General features: G+C 49.3%; 20 protein-coding genes. 11 read left to right on the forward strand and 9 right to left on the reverse strand.

Annotated elements, in window-relative coordinates; translation table 11 throughout:
- Positions 1-118: 118 nt before the first annotated feature.
- Complete coding sequence (locus ACKFKH_RS19440) at positions 119-757, reverse strand: hypothetical protein (protein ID WP_446859991.1); 639 nt, start codon at positions 755-757, stop codon at positions 119-121.
- Between the two features lie 224 nt (positions 758-981).
- Here ACKFKH_RS19440 and ACKFKH_RS19445 point away from each other — a divergent pair, with 224 nt between their 5' ends.
- On the forward strand, positions 982-2,643 hold the full coding sequence (locus tag ACKFKH_RS19445) for a caspase family protein (RefSeq protein ID WP_446859992.1): 1,662 nt from the start codon (positions 982-984) through the stop codon (positions 2,641-2,643).
- A 15-nt stretch (positions 2,644-2,658) separates the two neighbouring features.
- Here ACKFKH_RS19445 and ACKFKH_RS19450 read toward each other — a convergent pair whose 3' ends face one another.
- Positions 2,659-3,381, reverse strand: a complete 723-nt coding sequence (locus ACKFKH_RS19450; protein ID WP_446859993.1) for an intradiol ring-cleavage dioxygenase — start codon at positions 3,379-3,381, stop codon at positions 2,659-2,661.
- Between the two features lie 263 nt (positions 3,382-3,644).
- Between ACKFKH_RS19450 and ACKFKH_RS19455 the strand changes: the two genes are divergently transcribed.
- The 3 genes from ACKFKH_RS19455 (at position 3,645) to grxD (ending at position 5,194) form a co-directional block, all read left to right on the forward strand.
- Positions 3,645-4,484: an alpha/beta hydrolase gene (locus tag ACKFKH_RS19455; protein WP_446859994.1), complete on the forward strand. Its 840-nt coding sequence runs from the start codon at positions 3,645-3,647 to the stop codon at positions 4,482-4,484.
- A 75-nt stretch (positions 4,485-4,559) separates the two neighbouring features.
- Entirely contained in the window at positions 4,560-4,820 is a 261-nt protein-coding gene (locus tag ACKFKH_RS19460; RefSeq protein WP_446859995.1) for a BolA family protein, read from the forward strand.
- A gap of 50 nt (positions 4,821-4,870) precedes the next feature.
- Entirely contained in the window at positions 4,871-5,194 is a 324-nt protein-coding gene (gene grxD / locus ACKFKH_RS19465) for a Grx4 family monothiol glutaredoxin (RefSeq protein ID WP_446859996.1), read from the forward strand.
- 74 nt (positions 5,195-5,268) lie between these two features.
- Here the strand turns inward: grxD and ACKFKH_RS19470 are convergent, their stop codons facing one another.
- Positions 5,269-5,511 (reverse strand): DUF6761 family protein, encoded by a 243-nt coding sequence (locus tag ACKFKH_RS19470; protein ID WP_446859997.1) that lies wholly within the window; start codon positions 5,509-5,511, stop codon positions 5,269-5,271.
- 274 nt (positions 5,512-5,785) lie between these two features.
- Here ACKFKH_RS19470 and ACKFKH_RS19475 point away from each other — a divergent pair, with 274 nt between their 5' ends.
- Positions 5,786-6,547, forward strand: coding sequence for a response regulator transcription factor (locus ACKFKH_RS19475; RefSeq protein WP_446859998.1), 762 nt, complete (start codon positions 5,786-5,788; stop codon positions 6,545-6,547).
- A gap of 12 nt (positions 6,548-6,559) precedes the next feature.
- A complete protein-coding gene (locus ACKFKH_RS19480) occupies positions 6,560-6,808 on the forward strand; it encodes a DUF4926 domain-containing protein (RefSeq protein WP_446859999.1) in 249 nt (82 codons plus the stop codon).
- Between the two features lie 37 nt (positions 6,809-6,845).
- Here the strand turns inward: ACKFKH_RS19480 and ACKFKH_RS19485 are convergent, their stop codons facing one another.
- The 4 genes from ACKFKH_RS19485 to ACKFKH_RS19500 are packed head-to-tail and all read right to left on the reverse strand — an operon-like array spanning position 6,846 to position 9,581.
- A complete protein-coding gene (locus tag ACKFKH_RS19485; RefSeq protein ID WP_446860000.1) occupies positions 6,846-7,277 on the reverse strand; it encodes a GNAT family N-acetyltransferase in 432 nt (143 codons plus the stop codon).
- 29 nt (positions 7,278-7,306) lie between these two features.
- Positions 7,307-8,062 carry an ABC transporter ATP-binding protein gene (locus tag ACKFKH_RS19490; RefSeq protein WP_446860001.1) on the reverse strand — a complete coding sequence of 252 codons (756 nt, stop codon included), beginning with the start codon at positions 8,060-8,062 and terminating at the stop codon, positions 7,307-7,309.
- Positions 8,059-8,622 (reverse strand): hypothetical protein, encoded by a 564-nt coding sequence (locus ACKFKH_RS19495; RefSeq protein WP_446860002.1) that lies wholly within the window; start codon positions 8,620-8,622, stop codon positions 8,059-8,061. Before ACKFKH_RS19495 ends, ACKFKH_RS19490 begins: the two co-directional genes overlap by 4 nt.
- A 5-nt stretch (positions 8,623-8,627) precedes the next feature.
- Complete coding sequence (locus tag ACKFKH_RS19500) at positions 8,628-9,581, reverse strand: alpha/beta fold hydrolase (protein WP_446860003.1); 954 nt, start codon at positions 9,579-9,581, stop codon at positions 8,628-8,630.
- A gap of 323 nt (positions 9,582-9,904) precedes the next feature.
- Here ACKFKH_RS19500 and infC point away from each other — a divergent pair, with 323 nt between their 5' ends.
- From infC to ACKFKH_RS19525, 5 genes are all read left to right on the forward strand, one after another.
- On the forward strand, positions 9,905-10,441 hold the full coding sequence (gene infC, locus ACKFKH_RS19505; RefSeq protein ID WP_446860004.1) for a translation initiation factor IF-3: 537 nt from the start codon (positions 9,905-9,907) through the stop codon (positions 10,439-10,441).
- 104 nt (positions 10,442-10,545) lie between these two features.
- Entirely contained in the window at positions 10,546-11,109 is a 564-nt protein-coding gene (locus tag ACKFKH_RS19510) for an ATP-binding cassette domain-containing protein (RefSeq protein ID WP_446860005.1), read from the forward strand.
- Positions 11,110-11,455: 346 nt separating this feature from the next.
- Positions 11,456-12,052 carry a TetR family transcriptional regulator C-terminal domain-containing protein gene (locus ACKFKH_RS19515; protein ID WP_446860006.1) on the forward strand — a complete coding sequence of 199 codons (597 nt, stop codon included), beginning with the start codon at positions 11,456-11,458 and terminating at the stop codon, positions 12,050-12,052.
- Between the two features lie 325 nt (positions 12,053-12,377).
- On the forward strand, positions 12,378-13,565 hold the full coding sequence (locus tag ACKFKH_RS19520) for an L-dopachrome tautomerase-related protein (protein ID WP_446860007.1): 1,188 nt from the start codon (positions 12,378-12,380) through the stop codon (positions 13,563-13,565).
- 32 nt (positions 13,566-13,597) lie between these two features.
- Positions 13,598-14,716 carry an alpha/beta fold hydrolase gene (locus ACKFKH_RS19525; RefSeq protein WP_446860008.1) on the forward strand — a complete coding sequence of 373 codons (1,119 nt, stop codon included), beginning with the start codon at positions 13,598-13,600 and terminating at the stop codon, positions 14,714-14,716.
- A 116-nt stretch (positions 14,717-14,832) separates the two neighbouring features.
- Here ACKFKH_RS19525 and ACKFKH_RS19530 read toward each other — a convergent pair whose 3' ends face one another.
- Positions 14,833-15,489: a class I SAM-dependent methyltransferase gene (locus ACKFKH_RS19530; RefSeq protein ID WP_446860009.1), complete on the reverse strand. Its 657-nt coding sequence runs from the start codon at positions 15,487-15,489 to the stop codon at positions 14,833-14,835.
- Positions 15,490-15,841: 352 nt separating this feature from the next.
- Positions 15,842-17,017: a site-specific integrase gene (locus ACKFKH_RS19535; RefSeq protein WP_446860010.1), complete on the reverse strand. Its 1,176-nt coding sequence runs from the start codon at positions 17,015-17,017 to the stop codon at positions 15,842-15,844.
- Positions 17,018-17,172: the final 155 nt, after the last annotated feature.

Consider the following 17,172-nt stretch of genomic DNA (forward strand, 5'->3'; position numbering starts at 1 on the left):
ACTGTTAAATCTTGATGCCCACGAATCGATCGCCAGCTTCATCGACACACAAGCGCTTCAGAACTTTTGTCTAATCCTCCCTCCTCCCTCCTCCCTCCTCCCTCCTCCCTCCTCCCCCTTACTGCTCCTCATCCTCCGGCTGCTCCACCTCATCCGTATTCCCATTCTCGTCCGTCGTCTGTGCGGGGGGCGTTGCTCGTTGGGTTGGAGGTGTGATCCCTGGCGGCACCGGAGATTGAGGAGTGCTTGGGACAGCCTGAACAGGTGGGGTGACTGGGGCGGTCACTGGGGCAGGGACAGGTTGGGCTGGAGGACTAAAGACCGTTGGCGTGGAGCCATCAAACCCTAACAACGCTGGAGCCGTTCTGTAATAAGTCGCCCAACGTCGCGTATCGGGGCGGTTTTTCCACTCAACTCGGCTGACATCCAGCGTCAAAATCGGAGCCTCTGCCCCCTGATTGCGCCCAATGACAATCACAGAAACCTGACTGATGAGAATATCGCGATCGAAGCTCCTCTGGGCCGCTGCTCTGGCGACCTGCTCGGCTCGCTGCACCAAAGTTTGGTAGGCTTCATTGGGTAAGCGATCGAGTCCCACATCCACCCGTGTCTCATAGGCTCGAACCTGTTGCGGAACGATCGCAGCGTTGATCATCCACAGTCCGCCGCCCCCCAGTAGGATCGCCAGCCCGGTTGCAGAGGTGCCGAGCGAAAAAATGCGCCGAAATTGGAACTTAAGCAGGCGATCGACAATCATTTCAGTGACTCCTCTAGAGGGGTGAGTAGGGATTGAGACTTTAAAGCTTGGGATTTTTGAATTCTGGGTCTGAGAACTTTTTACTTTTAACTCAAAATTCAACACTCAAACTTCAAACTTCCCCACGCTTGCCAAAATATTAGTTCCAGGAAAGCAGATTTTTCTTATTATGTTTGCACGGCGTTCTAAACGTGAGATTTGCTAATTCGTTTGAGGTGTCTGTAATGACCAATCACTGGGCAGTTGCAGTTGGGATCGACCACTATCAGTTTCTTCAGCCTTTACAGTTTGCCCAACAGGATGCACAGGAGTTGTGCGAGTGTTTGGTTAGCGAGGCAGGGTTTTTGCCCGATCGCTGTCTTTTGTTTACCGATACTTCGCCCGAAGTGCTCAACCGATCGACCTATCCGAGTCGGGGCAATCTGCAAGGCTGGCTAGACTATCTCAAAAAAGATCTGGTGCAGCCCGATGATTGGTTGTGGGTTTTCTTTAGTGGCTATGGGGTTTGCTGTCAGGGTCAGGATTATTTGATGCCGATCGAAGCCGATCCGGTGAATGTGCCTGAGACAGGAATTCCGTTGCGATCGCTCTACGACAGTTTGAAAAATTTGCCCACCGATCGCATTCTAGTTTTGCTGGATGTCAATCGCAGTCAGGCGGCCGTGTCGGGCGAAAAGTTTGGCATTCAGACGACAGAATTGGCCAATGGGTCTCGGATTCCGACTGTTTTCTCGTCTCAGCCAGAACAGTTTTCTCACGAGTCATCGACATTGGGACACGGCTTATTTACAGCGGCACTGCTCGAAGCACTGCGATCGCATCAATGTTCAACCCTGGCTAATCTAGAAGATTTTCTCAAAGAGCGGCTACCCGAATTGTGTGATCATCACGATCGTCCCCCTCAAGATCCCGTTCTGGCGGTCAGTTCACCTGATCAGCTTTATCAAGTCACGACCCCTGTCGATTGGGCAGAAATGGAAGCCTGGAATGATGTTGAGAGCAATCCGTTTGATCTCGAAGCTGATTTTTTTGTGCCGCCGCTGCCCGACGATGACGTGGCTTCTACCAATCCCAATTTAGAACCCAATTTAGAATCCGCTGCGCCGATCAATGCCTACCGCGACCCGTTTGACGATCTGCCAGACGAATTGCCAGCTCCCCCAGTCCCCGATCTCGAACTAGAGGAGCCAGTCTTTTCGGACGCTGAACCTAATCTGGCGATCGATTCGCCCCAACTGCCGACCGAGCAGCGCCCCCTTGCGGGTAACTCGAAGAGATCGATTCCGTCTGAGCCTGCCCCAGATCAGATGTTTTGGGAGCGAATTCTCTTTGGGGGTGGGGCGGTTTTGCTGCTGTTGTTGTTGGGGGTGCTGTTTCGCAATTGGCAAACGTTTACAGGGCAGCAGACCGCAAACAATCCTTCTCCATCCGTTACGCCCAAATCTACTCAACTGACTACTCCCGTTGGCCAATCTCCTAAGCCAACGACCAAGCCGACGACCAAGCCAAAACCTGTTGCCGTAACGCCTGCAAAAGCAACTGCCTCTCCGACTGCCAAGCCGACGATCGCACCGCCCTCTCAGCCTCAAAATTCTCAAGCGCTGTTGAATGAAGCCCGATCGCTGATCAAGCCCACCTTAGCCTCGGATGCCAACAAAGCGATCGAGCGGGCCCAGCGCATTCCTCCGGGCGATCCGCTTTACGATCAAGCCCAACAGGATATCGATCGCTGGAGTCGAGACATTCTAGAGATTGCTAGAAAACGGGCGGCTGAGAAATCTTTTAGACAAGCGATCGCGGCGGCACAATTGGTTCCTAAAGAGCGTCCCCAGGTGTATGCAGAGGCTCAGAAGGCGATCGCAGAGTGGCAAAAACGTATTCGTTAGATGAATGCCCCAAGGCTATGAGGTTTTTTGCAGCCCAAGCTCGAAGGTTGCCGCATAGCCTTGATCGATCGGAGAAGGCGATAGCAGGAGTTGAGTTCCCCCTTGCTGAAAGATGCCATCTCGATCGTTTCTGACCGATCGCGCTCCCTTTTCGGCATAAGGTTCCTGGGCATAGACTCGATCGCTAATTGCATCATCAAAGTACAGTTGTGACGTGAATTCCTGGCTCTGCTCAGAAGCGGTGCGAATTTTGAAGTGAATATGTACCGTTCGACCTGGATACCACCCTGGATAAATCGTCAAAAATTGAACGTTTCCACTTGCATCAGTGGTTTGATAGCCCCGCAAAAAGTTTTGTCCTTTTGTATCGAAACGAGGATCAGCCACATCTGAATAAATGCCCGAAGCATCACAGTGCCAAATATCGACGATCGCGCCTTTGACTGGGGTACAAAGCTGATCGCTCACCTGAGTCACGCGCAAGTTTAAGCGAAGGGAAACTCCCGCTCTGACCAAACCAGTTTTAGAATCTGAGCGAATGTCCGATCGATTCAGCTTTTCGTCAACAAAATATGGGCCTTCGGTTTGCTGAGGGCGCACAACACAGCCGGGTGTCGTTTGGGATGAGGCAGCGCTGATTTTTCTAGGTAAACAGCCCACGAGGAGAGCAGTGGCCGCCGATCGCATCAGTAGCAGTGCGCTTCGACGATTTACCCTGTGATGAATGAAACGATTCATGAGGTTCATAGTTTTGATGCCCTTGAATGAGTTGGGTGAAATCGCGTGAATTCCACGAAAGTTTTTGCGTTAGTTACAGAGTCGGACTGTTCCACAAATTCCCCATCAGTGACGAAACTATGAACCAAAGATCTTATCCAAAAGTTTGGGGGTGGGCGCAGAGGCACCAAACACCAAAGCGAAAAAACTTCATCAAACTCGCCTATTGTTAAATTGAGTAATTCTCAGGCGAGGAATACAGACCGTTGTTCAATCTCCACAAAATGTTGCATCTTGGCAAGTTTTTGGCGATCGCTTATCTGACCATTTGCCTCGTTTTATTCTTTGCACAGAGTCGTCTCATCTTTGCTCCTTCCGATCGCGATTACAAAAATCTAGCCGCCCTCAATTTGCCTTATCAAGAAGTCTGGCTACCTGTCACCGTGGGAAATGGCAACGTCGAGCGCATTCATGGCTGGTGGATTGGACACGATCGCCCTCTCGCCACGCTGCTCTATCTACACGGCAACGGCGGCAATATCACAGTCGAAGTCAAGGCTAAACGCTTTTATGAATTGGGCTTGTCGGTTTTATTGATTGACTATCGGGGCTATGGGCGCAGTCAGGGCAGCTTTCCCTCGGAGACAACGGTTTATCAAGATGCTCAAGTCGCCTGGGATTACCTTGTCCGAGAACGGCGAATTTCTCCTAAAAAAATTGTCGTGTACGGTCATTCGCTCGGAGGTGCGATCGCCATCCAGCTCGCCAGCCAAACTCCAAACCTCGCAGGATTGATCGTCTCCAGCACCTTCACCTCAATGCAACAAATGGCCGCCCAGGATTGGAAATTTCGGCTGCTTCCGATCGCTCAGATTCTCACCCAAAGATTTGATTCGCTTGGCAAGGTACGATGGCTCAAAATGCCCACGCTCTTCATTCACGGCACGGCTGATGCGCTCGTTCCCGTCTCAATGGCGCAAACCCTTTACGATGCCGCTCCCCAGGCGAAACAACTGCTGCTGATCCCCAATGCCGGACACAACCACGTAGAAGCTGAGTTTGACCAGCCAGAAAATTTGAATGTGATTCGAGACTTTATCAAGCGGGTGGTGAGCGATCGTTAACGTCTGATTCACCAAAGGAAGCACCCCAAACAGTTAGACTAAAAGAATCGCGTTGCAGTACCCAAAGGAGACTGGATGATTAGCCCCGATCAGGTTGAAGCAATGATCAAGTCTGGTTTGCCGGATGCTCAGGTGCAGGTGCAAGATCTGACAGGCGGTGGAGACCATTACCAGGTTACGGTCGTTTCGTCTCTGTTTGAGGGCAAACGGCGTGTCCAGCAGCATCAATTAGTCTACGGTGCTGTCAATCAAGCGATGGCCAGCGAAGCCATTCACGCCCTAGCCTTAAATACCTTTACCCCAGAAGAGTGGTCAGCCGCCGGGCAAAAGGTCTAAAATTCTAAACTTCTGATTTACCGACTATCCACCCATTCTCAGGAGAGAACATGACTCAAGCTACTCACGATCGCATTGATACGCTCGTCAAGCAAAACAAAATCATGGTGTTTATGAAGGGCAACAAGCTCATGCCCCAGTGCGGTTTCTCAAATAATGTCGTCCAGATTCTCAACACGCTGGGTGTCCCTTACGAAACCGTGGATGTGTTAGATGATCCCGAAATCCGCCAGGGCATCAAAGAATATTCAAGCTGGCCGACCATTCCCCAGGTTTACGTGAATGGAGAGTTTGTGGGCGGATCTGACATCTTGATCGAGCTATATCAGAAAGGCGAACTCCAACAGATGGTCGAGGTGGCCCTGGCTTCCTAAACCCCGAAGCAATCTGCGCCTCAAAAAGCGTGACTCAAAAAGAAAGGGTGTGTCGATCGACGCACCCCTTTTATTTATCGATAGTCTGGCTGAGTCTGAGTATTGTCAAAATTAGAGCGATCGTATATGAATCGAGTAATTTCTTCTTCTAAACGATTGATCTGAATTGGCTCAAGCGTATTGCTGTGCCTGAGCGCTGAGAGATAACCATCTAAAAACAGTCGGAGGTCGTCAAACCGATAGCCTCGGTTCCACAACTCTACCAAACTGTCAGATAGTCTCTGGTAGTAACGAATCGTTTGCGTGTCTTGCAGCATAGTTAAGTGCTAGAGCGTAAATAATTCTCAAACCAATGAATAGAGTCTAAAAGGCCTGATACAGGTCTAAGTTGGTTAACTAAAGATTGTTTAATCTTAACATTAAGGGGGTCTCTGCTCCCTGCCTTTGTGAGGATCTATTGGATAGGGATTGAAATTTCTAGCAGCGATCGCCGATTATTAAAGTCTATGAAAGTCTGGGTAGCAGTCGTTACAAATCCATGACAAGTGCTTTGATACTCTGAAGAGCAAGCAGTCTGAGGATTAAGCCCCCGTGGGAGCCGTAAATATCCAAATTATCGAAGGGAACCCGCATCTGCGATCGCTACTCGGTTGGCACCTACAGCAGGCGGGACATCAAGTACATCAGTCGGCAGACCTGCATCAAGCGCGAGAGGTCTTTATCAGCCGACAACCCAATCTTGTGATTCTTGATTCAGAGTTACCAGATGGTGATGGGATTGAGTTTTGTCGATGGCTCAGGCAACAACAGGCGATCGTGCTAATGCTTTCGGCGCGGGCTACGGAGTCTGACATTGTAGAAGGGTTGCGAGCGGGTGCAGATGACTATCTCAAAAAGCCGTTTGGGATGCAGGAATTTCTCGCCAGGGTGGAGGCGTTGACTCGTCGAAGTCGCGTGGCGGCCCCTCCGGCTCATCTCGATTATGGCGACTTAAAGATTGACTTGGTGCATCGTCGAGTCCGCTTTAAGGGTGAGTTGATCGAGTTGACTCCTCAAGAATTTAGTTTGCTTTATGTGCTGGCTCAGGCGGGGGGCAATCCGCTTAGTCGTCCAGAGCTATTGCAACGGGCCTGGCCAGATGCGATCGACAATCCCCGAACAGTTGACACCCATATTCTCTCGCTTCGCAAAAAAGTTGAGATCGATCCCCGTCAGCCTGATCTGATTCAAACGGTTCGCAATGTGGGCTATCGATTGAATCTAGAAGTCCTGAATGCGCCAACTATTCAGAATGGCAATGGTCATCGCAAAACGGCAGCGGCTCGAATGGCACTGGGCGATCGACGAATTTAAGGAGACCTGAACATGACTCTAGAGCTATACCAAGAAGTTGCTTTAACCCGCGACTTACCAGAACATAAGCTCAGAGTTGGAGATATTGCAACGCTGGTTGACTTCGTTTCTCATCCCAAAGGTGGCGAAGCGGGTTGTGTGCTAGAAGTGTTTAATGCTGTTGGTGAATCTATTAAAGTGATCGCCGTCCCAATCTCTACAGTAGAAGTTCTACGTCCTGACGAGATTCTAACGGTTCGCTCTTTAACGAATGCAAGTTGATATTAGCCCTTGAAGTTGTTTGAGTTGTTGTGCTGACCTACAGCCGTAACGAATAGTGATAAAACTCTGCATCTTTGTTGTATCCAAGCGATTCATAAAGAAACTGAGCAGTAGTGTTGGAAATTTGCGTTGATAAAATGATACGGATGGCTTCTGTTTCTCTTGCAAAGTTTTCTGCTGCGCTCATTAGCAACTTTGCAGCACCCTTCTTGCGATCGGCTTGCCCCACAAACAGGTCGTTCAATATCCAAACGCGCTGCATCGACACTGACGAAAAACTGGGATAAAGCTGCGTAAACCCAATGATGCGATCGTCATCACTCACAACAAATATCGTTGAGTCACCTTTCTGGAGACGCTCTTGGAGAAATTTTCTAGCCGCTTCAAGATTTGAGGATGACTTGTAAAAAACACGATAGTCGTCAAACAACTTTGACACTTCTTCAAGATGAGCCTGAAAAACTTTCATCGGTTTATCCTACTCCTTGATTCCACAAACTACTCCCATTCTTCGGCTTCTTGGGCCTCGGCTTGCACGATCGCTCCTTCCAACTCTTGCCAATTTACACGATCGCTCTTTTCATTTCCAATTAGCGCGCCTTTGTGGAGATGGAGGACTCGATCGCTAAAAGACTGCGCCACATCTAATTGATGATTGGTCATGAGAACGGTTTGCGATAGCTCAGATAGCACTTTGAGTAGGTGGCTACTGCGCCCCGCGTCGAGGCTAGAAGTCGGTTCGTCGAGCAGCAGAATTTTGGGTTGGGTGATCATGGAGCGAGCGATCGCTACCCACTGCCGTTCTCCCATTGAAAGCTGCAATTCTGTCAGGTCGAGCCATTTTTGAGGAATGTGTAGTCGATCGATCCAGTCGCTGAGTTGGCGATCGATGGCGGTTTCTGACAGGCCTCTAAGCTTGAGGGGATAGCGCAAAGCGTCCCGAACGGTCATCCCTAAAAGTTTGGTTTCCTGTTGCACCAAAGCAATCTGCTGGCGCAATTGGATCACGGGGATCGCTTGAAATTTTTGACCTTCAAAATAAATCGTGCCTTCAAAGGGTTCGCTGAGTCGATTTAACAAGCGCAATAGGGGCGTTTTGCCCGATCCAGATGCGCCCACGATCGACACGCGATCGCCTTCCATCACCTCAAACGAAAGATTTTTCAGCAAATAGTGGATCGGAAGTTTAGATTTTTTGCTCAAAACTCTCGACGCGAGGCTGACCTGCTCTACTCGAATTTGAGGCGCTGTCATGATGCCAATGTAGTCGCCGTCCAGATTGTCCAGGCATCGATCGCAAACATCATCAGCGTGAAGACCAGCAAAATCAAATACATCCAGGGTTGAGAAAGCGGCCTTACGTCGGTGGTGTCGATCCCCGTTTTGGCTTGGACGGTGCGGACGAGACGCGCAAATCCAGCCACCCGCATTGGTAGTAAATAGCCCTGATCTTGATGGCTCAAAAAGTAGTAGACCAATCCGCCCTGACCTGTCGATCGTGGTTTGAGCGCTTTTACATCTGCCCAGGGTAGCTGCCAGCCTTTACGAATCAGCGTCGGCACCCATTTGGGATAGGTGACTTGAATGCCCTGATCGTCAGTGATCACTCGTTCACTCAATGCGGCAAACAGGACGATCGCACCCGCACCGATCCCAACCCAGAGCCAGGTGGGTGAAATGGGCGATTTTGTGGCTTCTGAAAGAAAGGGAAGCGGCGTGGTCAAAGCAGCATAGAGACTGAGTAGCGTGATCCGAATTAGCGGAGAAATGCGAAAAACGTCCGATTGGGCAGGCGGGTTAGCAGATTGAGTCATGGGGATCACAGAGACAGAGGAGCTTCGGCTTTTAGAAGAGGACGATCGTTCCAGGAGGCGATCCAGTTGAGAATTTCGGGGTTGACTTGCTCAGGTGCCTCGTCGTGAGAACAATGGCCCGCATCGATTTCGACAAGCTTTAGTCTGGGATTATAGCTGGCAAACTGGGCCGCAAGACTGGGCGGGATCATCCGATCTTTTGAACCCCAGATCAGCAGCATGGGAATTTTCAATTCGGGCAAAATTTTCTTGACGCTCGGCCCAAAATCAGGACTGATAATCGCCCGCATAATCGCGCAAAAGGCTTGAGCAGAGCCGTGATCGTTTGCAGCATCCACCAGAATCTCGACCAATTCATCTGTTACCGCGTCTCGGTTGGCATAAGCGATCGATACCCAGCGACGAGTTCCTTTAGGATTTCTGGCAAACTTGAATAACTGATTCAGCAAAAAAGGAGACGCTACCCAGCTTTTGATCGTGTTGACGATCGGGCGAATCGGCTCAGGAATCATTTCTTGCTCGATCGAGGGATCAGGCAGACTCAGCATCGCGATCCCACAGACCATATCGGGATGGGCCGCCGCCGCCGCCACACAGACCAGTGACCCAATCGAATTGCCAATCAGCACGATCGGCACTCTGATAAACGTCCGCCAAAAATCGTAAACCTGCTCCACCCACAGCGAAATATTATAGGGAGCGATCGCCTTCTCGGATGCGCCAAACCCCAACATATCCAGCGCATAGACCGTGTGATGTTCTGCCAGAGCTGAAAGATTTTGTCGCCAATGCCCGATCGACGCGCCAAACCCGTGCAGCAACATCAACGGAGGAGCAGCATCCGCCTGTTTTGATCTAAGATAGGTATAGCGAGTTTGCCAGCCACGCCACACCCAGTCGCGCTGACTCCCGATCCGTTGTCGCCAATGTAAAGAGTTTGTCTGTAAAGAAGTTGTCACAGTTTCCTCAGATTGCCATCTCACTTTATTCTAAAAGCTTTGAGTTTGGGTTTAGGTTGAGAATTCAGGACTTTTGGGAGTTTTTCTGACCTCGATCGCTCCCCTTTCAACAGTCATTGCTCCAAACTTAAGTTAAGAATTGGACAAAATTCTTCCCAGACTGAGTAGAATGGCGAGTACAAACCTTTAGTAAATTACATAGTCCACCCCGTGACGGATACACTCGGTCAGATTGAGTCGATACTGTATAGGTCGATTCCTTCTCATTTGTAAACCGCTTCTCTGTAACCCGATCGCTCATCACCCCACTACTTTTTTCCTACATGCCGCCAGTGATTGAAAAGAGACCTAATCGAGACATCCCCGTAATCAATGAACGCATTCGTTTTCCAAAAGTCCGCGTTATCGACTCGGACGGTTCTCAGCTAGGAATTATGTCGTCTCGCGAAGCCATGCAACTGGCAGACGAGAAAGAACTGGATCTGGTTTTGGTCAGTGATAAAGCTGATCCCCCAGTCTGCAAGATTGTGGACTATGGGAAGCACAAGTTTGAGCAAGAAAAGAAAGCCAAAGAAGCCAAGAAAAAGCAGCATACGGTTGACGTGAAAGAAGTCAAGATGCGCTACAAAATTGAGGAACACGACTACAACGTGCGAATCAAGCTGGCAAAGCGCTTTTTGCAAGAAGGCGACAAAGTGAAGGCGACAATCATGTTTCGCGGTCGTGAGATTCAGCATAGTGATCTGGCCGAAGAGTTGCTCAAACGGATGGCAACTGACCTGCAAGAGATCGCCGAAGTGCAGCAGGCGCCCAAAAAAGAAGGGCGCAATATGATGATGCTGATGGCTCCCAAAAAGTAAGCCAGACTTAAATCAAACGTTTTGAAATCAAAAAGGTGTTGGAGATGTCAAAGTCTTCGATGCCTTTTTTGTTGAGGGTTGAGTGCAAAATCTAGGGGGGATAGATGGAGTGGATTGAGGCGGGGCAGAGAATCACGATCGTCGGCACCAGCGGATCGGGCAAAACCACATTGGCTCGTCAGATTTCCAAGAAGTTGGACATTCCTCACGTTGAGCTAGATCGTCTCCATTGGGAACCGAACTGGACTGAAGCCCCAATCTCGGTTTTTGAATCACGGGTAACAGAGGCTCTGGCGGGCGGGCGCTGGGTCGTCGATGGCAATTACGGTAAGATTCGCGACCTGGTTTGGGGTCGAGCCGATACGGTGGTGTGGCTGGACTATTCTTTTTGGGTAGTGATGAAGCAAATTGTGCAAAGAACGATTCGTCGAGTTGCGCTGCAAGAAGAATGCTGCAATGGCAATCGAGAAACTTTTCAGATAGCTTTTCTCAGCCGCGATTCCGTGATTCTTTGGGCGCTACAAACTTATCAAAAAAATCGAGAAAAGTACTCGTTTCTACTTGAGCAACCCGAATATTCTCACCTCAAAAAAATCAGGCTGACTTCGCCTCAGATGGCTCAAAGCTGGCTAGAAAGCGCAGTGCGGCTCAACCAGGTGAGAAACTAGGTAAGACAATCTATCTGGAGGGTGAGGAAATTGCCTTTCTAGAGATAGAGCGATCAACTATAGGAAAGGGGCTACATTATTCACATGAAGTAAAGCAAACCTGCTCACTTCACTTGAAGCCAACCTATCTCGCTCGATTATTTCTAAAACTCTATTATGAAAGGCTTCGGCTTTTCTGCTAACAACCTAAGTTAAACCAGTACGGTAGAAATTCGTTTCTGCCGTATTATTTTTTGCGGATTCTTCCCATTTCAATACAGGTGATTCAAAATGAGATGACTGGTCTATTCTGAAAATCGGCAGGTTAAAGCGGCTAGTCTACGCAAGCTAGCAAATGGTGTTTACTGTGACTGAAAAAAATACGATTAGAGAAGACACAAAACTTGCTCTAATCAAAGCAGGAAGGCGTATTGTGGTCGAAAAAGGATACAACCACACGGGCATCCAGGAAATTTTACAAGCGGTTGGTGTGCCTAAAGGGTCGTTCTATCACTTTTTTAGCAGCAAAGAGGAATTTGGTTTAGCCATCATTGACGATGACTCGCAAATGCACGATCGCATTGTTGAGCAGTATTTAGGAGATGTCAGCCTGAGTCCACTCAATCGTTTAAAGCAATACTTTACGTTTAAGCTGGAAGAGTTTGAAACGCTGCAATACCGAGAAGGTTGTTTGTTTGGGAATCTCAGTCAGGAGATGGCAGATCAAAACGAGACATTTCGGGTGCGATTGCAGGAAGCGATCGATCGCTGGCGAGATCAGTTTGCAGCCTGTATTCAAGCCGCGCAAGATGCAGGTGAAGTCTCGAAAAAGCAGCAGGCGAAAGACTTAGCAGAATTTTGTCTCAACAGTTGGGAAGGTGCCTTGCTGCAAATGAAAGTGACTAAGAGTGATGCACCACTCAAGAACTACATGCAGTTTATGTTTGGGGTCATTCTGAAATAGGTCTGACAATCAAATCATAGACTTCCTTCCTTTCCAATCATTAGAAATATTGCAACCTAATTTGAGTAGACTGGTCTATTCTGTAAGTAGCAAGTTTATAAGTACGTGAATTCGATAGAGTTTTTTCGCTTCGGTATTTAGCGCTTCTGCCCCCCAACCCCCCAAATCTGGGGGACTTTCGGACAGGATTTCTTGCTCAAAGTCTCCCTTTTTAAGGAGTCAGGGGGATCAGGAAATGTCAAGCATCACAAGCCATCCCTTTTCAAACCCCCTCCTAGATTTCATCACCGCAAAACTCACTCGTTAATTTTCAAGGAGCTTACTCGTGCAACAAACCTCAAAATTTATTCTCACCCTTCTGCCTACAGCAACTCTGATTGCTTCTGCTTGCTCTATGGCAAACCCAACGCAGCAATCCTCAATATTTCCAGTCATAACACCTGTTGCTCAAACATCTCCATCTGCCTCTCCGCCTATCGGACAAGTTGAAGTTGTCGCAGAATTGGACATTACTCCTGGAAACGTTACTGCATCAAGGGATGGGCGAATGTTTGCAAGCGTTCATGGAATGCGGCGCGGTGCGGCTCAATTAATCGAGATCAAACCAGGTAAGAATAACTGGAAAGCCTTTCCGAACAAAGAATGGAATGCTAAACCAGGCAGTGGCGTGAATGTATTGAACACAGCTCATGGTGTCGCGATCGACTCCAAAAATCGCCTGTGGGTAACTGATCACGGCAATTGGATGCCAAACAATGGCAAACCACAGCAACCAAAATTAGTTGCATTTGACATCAACACGCGGCAGGAGGTATTTCGCCTGGATTTTCCAGAGGAAATTGGCCCGCGAGGTGGCATCATGCAGGATTTAGCAGTCGATGCAGAACGTGGGTTTGTCTATATCGCAGATTGTGGTTCGACTCCTGCGATCGTCGTCGTCAAGATCAACAACAAAACAGCACAGCGCTTTACCAATCACCCCTCACTCAATGCTGAGAATGTGGATTTAGTTGTAGAAGGGCAGACACTAAAGTTTCCCGGAGCCGATGGCAAAATGCAAAATGCACGAGTCCCAATCAATCCGATTACTCTCTCTGCCGATGGCGAAACAATCTATTACGGCGCAATGAATGGCGAGACATTGTACTCAGTGCCTGCTCGACTGCTTCGAGAAGGAGCAACCAACGCTCAGATTGGTCAAGCGATTCAAGTAGCTGGCAAAAAGCCTGTCTCAGACGGCATCAGCACCGATGCAGAAGGGAACCACTTTATTACGAACTTACGCGATAGCGCGATCGATGTTTTACACAAAGACGGCAAGCTGACTCGGTTAGTGCAAGATAAGCGCTTTCTGTTTCCCGATAATGTTCGCTTTGGCCCAGATTCTTGGCTATACGTTGCCGTCAATCAACTGCATCGCAGTTCAATCTTTACGGGCAAAGCGGATGCTGGACGGCCTCCCTATCTGATTGCGCGCGTGTGGACTGGGACAAAAGGACAGCCTGGACGATAAACCTAGCCACCAACTTAATGGGAGAAAGCTCAATGCAATGGGTGAAGCTGAAAATGCAGCAGACTGCGATCGCTCGGTGGCGATTATTTTGGCGATTACTGGGGAAATTCATTCTATGTAGCGGATTGGTGCTTGGTTCGATCTGGATTGTGATCGGGCTGATCTACCCGTCGCCCACGCTCACTCAGACTCCTAGCAATTCTCCCTGGCAACTCAATTCTTCAACCGAGGCTCTGGGCATTGCCCTGGAAGGACTACCCTACCCCTACCCTGTTCAGTTTTTGAGCTTAACTATGGAAGGGGAGCCTGTTCGCATGGGCTATATGGATATCCGGCCTGGCGCTCAGGCGAATGGCCGAACGGCTCTCCTCTTACATGGACGAAACTTTTCGGGAAACTATTGGCAGCCCACAATTCAAGCGCTGTCTGCCGCAGGGTATCGCGTGATTGTACCTGATCAAATCGGATTTGGTAAATCTAGCAAACCTGATGTAGATTACAGCTTTGATATGCTGGCGACGAACACGATACAGCTTCTCGACGCGCTGAACATTCAATCTATAGAGGTTATGGGACACTCGATGGGTGGAATGTTAGCAGTGCGCCTGGCGCGGCTATTTCCAAAGCGCGTCCAACGAGTTGTGTTAGAAACCCCTGTCGGGTTGGAAGATTATCGATTAAAAGTGCCGCCTCAAACGATCGAACGATTGCAGCAGGATGAATCTCTGAGCGACCCAGCGGTCATCGAACGCTTCCTACGCAACTTCGTTAAAACGTGGGTAACGGAACGAGATCAACGCTTTGTTCAAACCCGTGTGCGTTTGGCTCAAAGTGCAGAGTACAGTCGATGGACACGGGCAATGGCTCGATCTTGGCAGATGATTTATCGAGAACCGATTCGCTACGAATTATCTGTGCTGAAACAACCCACACTCCTGATTATTGGCTTGGAAGACCGGATTGCTCTCGGTCGAGCTTATGTTAGTCAGGAGGTTGCAGCGACAATGGGCAATTTTCCAGAACTCGGTCGCTTTGCTGCACAGGCAATTTCTCGTAGCACTCTGGTAGAGCTTTCGGGCGTGGGTCATATTCCTCATCATGAAGCGCCAGAGCAAGTTAATCAAGCGTTGCTAAAATTTCTGGCATGGTAATACAATCGAGCGATCGCTCAAACAAAATAACTTATTAGCGTGAATTCGATGGAACCTTTCGCTGCGGTTACCAATTCAGGCAGCCCGCTTGGATGGCTGTGTTTTAAAGCGTCTCCTTAGCTGGTTTTTTGAGCTTGAATCACTTGCAGACTGCCCCCAGCGTGGAGAGAGCGATTAGCGCCGGGCCCAACTCCAGAGGAATCGCTCACCTCAAATCCAATCTCACTCAACAATTCAACCAGATCTGTTTTGAGAAACTTCCAGGCGGTTTCTGTTTCAAACAACCAAAAGAATACGGTTAATCCTGGGACAAAAATTGGGTTGGTTGGCCGATGAAAATCGACCATTGCAAAATATCCACTTGGCTTGAGAACTCGATAGACTTCTTGCAAAATTTGCTGCAATTGTTCAGGCTCCATCTCGTGCATCGCGGCACTGGTGTGAACTACATCAAATTGATTGTCTGGTAACGGAATTTTTTCGGCAAACGCCTCAATATAGTCCGCTTGAGGAACGCTTTGTTTGGCCCGTCTAATTGAAAGTGGCGAGGCATCTAATCCAGTGACGTGGTGCGATTGTTTCACCAAAAATTGCGTTGTTTGGCCACTTCCACAACACAGATCCAGCACTTTTGAATCGGGGCCAATGTCTAACCCCTCTAAAGCCAATTGCCGAAACCGACGTTCTCCGCCCACAGACAGCGCTGCCAAACGAGAGATGCCGTCATATAACCACTGATATTGATAACTTAAATCGCGGAGAATAGTAGCCATTTGGAGGGATGAGGGAGGAGGAATGAGGGAGGAGGGTGAGAGATGAGGGATGAAAGGGAACAGTTTGAGTTGGTGCTTCGTTAGGTTGGGGAGAACGTAGACAATTTCTTGGCTTCGATGCTGTCCCGCCCTGCACTGGAAGTACGGGCTAGTAAGAGAAAGTCCACTGAAGGGACTTAGGAGCCGTTTCAGTTCTTCTAGTCCGTTTCAACGGAGTTCGCACCGTTAGCCTGGATTCTGTTCACAGGCGAGTGTTGCAACAAACGACAAATTTCCAACTATTCTCTAACTCTAGAACCCAAACCCCATTTCTAACCTCCTCCCTCCTCCCTCCTCCCTCCTCCCTCATCCCTCATCCCTTCCTTGGTGCTACTGCTCCGCTGCGCTGCAACGCTGTTTCTACTGCTTGCTGTTGATCTCGGCGAGAAATCCACTGGTGATAAGTGCGCGTGTGAACGGCGACTGAGTGCCCCATCATCCGAGCGGCGACGGTATCCGGCAGACCAAAGTGAATCGTTCTCACCGCCCAGGCATGGCGCAAATCGTAGGGAGAAAACGGCACCTGATAGCGACGAAACTGAGCCGTCACCCGCTGCCCAATGACCTGAAGTGTAGTCTTGGTTAAGTCAGTCTCGATCGCAGGCAATTTCACCGTCTGCAAATCAAACTCCTCGATCCACTCCGGGTAAAACGCCCAGACTTCATGACTTCCCGTTTTGGTAGTGGACAAAACCTGCACTCTGGTTTCGTCGCCCTTAAGTGCAGAAAAGTCGCAGAAAAAGACCTCGTGATTTCTCAAGCCGTAGGTGGCCATCACCCCATAGACAAACTGCCACGCAGGATTAGGAATCGTCTCCCAAATCGCCAAAATTTCTTCATCGGTGGGCAACTTACGAAACTGCATTTCACTGGCACCATAGCCGCCCCACAGGGTTTTGAGATCTTTGGGCAGCTCCAAATTGAGAAACTCAGCCAGCGCATTTAGAGCCGTACAGCAGACCTGCCGACTGCGAGAATTGATCCCCGTCGAGTCAACGGTTTTGTAGATGGCTTCTGCGATCGTCAACTGTCCATTACTCTGAGCGATCGTCGCCAATTTTTTAAGATAGGGCGCATAGGCACAATTCCAGGTGGTTTTGGTCGAAGCGGGATTTTTGAGGCGATCGCTCTGACTAAAAAAATCTTGCTCAAAGGCTTGAAGCTGTTCGGCGAAATCCATTTGGCTGAGACGCTTTCCCCCCGCAAAGGTGCGATGAGTTTTCCAGTCAAAGCTGCTTTGAATCAGTTGCGCCGCAATCACCTTGGCTTCTTGTTCGGCTTGTTTGAGTCCGGCTTTGGTCGCAGGCAAGCCCAGACTGAGGCGCTGTTGGTAAGGATTCACGCGAGGGCTGTCTGGACGCGGCGGCAGCGTTGCCCTGAGATTTAATTTAGTGCTGCGACGCTCAATCTGTACGCCCAGTCGAGCAGCTTTGAGCCGCTGGTTAATTTGAACGATCGCCGTATCCACCGCTTCAAAACCCGCATCCATCGCTGACCAACCTGAGACTCCTTAACTTTTGTTGATAGTAGCAGCTTGCGATCGTCTTGCTGCACGGCCCTATAATTGCAACAAATTCTCAATGAGATCTGAAATTTATAGCGAGTTTGCACCCTCAAATCACTCTAAGGGCGGATTCGTAATAC

The organism is Phormidesmis sp. 146-20, assembly GCF_052939475.1.

Excerpts from the sequence above, each read along its gene's own strand:
- ACKFKH_RS19490 (WP_446860001.1), bottom strand. The coding sequence starts at position 8,062 with ATGACAGCGCCTCAAATTCGAGTAGAGCAGGTCAGCCTCGCGTCGAGA.
- ACKFKH_RS19530 (WP_446860009.1), bottom strand. The coding sequence starts at position 15,489 with ATGGCTACTATTCTCCGCGATTTAAGTTATCAATATCAGTGGTTATAT.
- ACKFKH_RS19460 (WP_446859995.1), top strand. The coding sequence starts at position 4,560 with ATGATTAGCCCCGATCAGGTTGAAGCAATGATCAAGTCTGGTTTGCCG.
- ACKFKH_RS19485 (WP_446860000.1), bottom strand. The coding sequence starts at position 7,277 with ATGAAAGTTTTTCAGGCTCATCTTGAAGAAGTGTCAAAGTTGTTTGAC.
- infC (WP_446860004.1), top strand. The coding sequence starts at position 9,905 with ATGCCGCCAGTGATTGAAAAGAGACCTAATCGAGACATCCCCGTAATC.
- ACKFKH_RS19450 (WP_446859993.1), bottom strand. The coding sequence starts at position 3,381 with ATGAATCGTTTCATTCATCACAGGGTAAATCGTCGAAGCGCACTGCTA.
- ACKFKH_RS19525 (WP_446860008.1), top strand. The coding sequence starts at position 13,598 with ATGCAATGGGTGAAGCTGAAAATGCAGCAGACTGCGATCGCTCGGTGG.
- ACKFKH_RS19495 (WP_446860002.1), bottom strand. The coding sequence starts at position 8,622 with ATGACTCAATCTGCTAACCCGCCTGCCCAATCGGACGTTTTTCGCATT.
- ACKFKH_RS19510 (WP_446860005.1), top strand. The coding sequence starts at position 10,546 with ATGGAGTGGATTGAGGCGGGGCAGAGAATCACGATCGTCGGCACCAGC.
- ACKFKH_RS19440 (WP_446859991.1), bottom strand. The coding sequence starts at position 757 with ATGATTGTCGATCGCCTGCTTAAGTTCCAATTTCGGCGCATTTTTTCG.
- ACKFKH_RS19480 (WP_446859999.1), top strand. The coding sequence starts at position 6,560 with ATGACTCTAGAGCTATACCAAGAAGTTGCTTTAACCCGCGACTTACCA.
- ACKFKH_RS19455 (WP_446859994.1), top strand. The coding sequence starts at position 3,645 with ATGTTGCATCTTGGCAAGTTTTTGGCGATCGCTTATCTGACCATTTGC.
- ACKFKH_RS19535 (WP_446860010.1), bottom strand. The coding sequence starts at position 17,017 with ATGGATGCGGGTTTTGAAGCGGTGGATACGGCGATCGTTCAAATTAAC.
- ACKFKH_RS19445 (WP_446859992.1), top strand. The coding sequence starts at position 982 with ATGACCAATCACTGGGCAGTTGCAGTTGGGATCGACCACTATCAGTTT.
- ACKFKH_RS19470 (WP_446859997.1), bottom strand. The coding sequence starts at position 5,511 with ATGCTGCAAGACACGCAAACGATTCGTTACTACCAGAGACTATCTGAC.
- grxD (WP_446859996.1), top strand. The coding sequence starts at position 4,871 with ATGACTCAAGCTACTCACGATCGCATTGATACGCTCGTCAAGCAAAAC.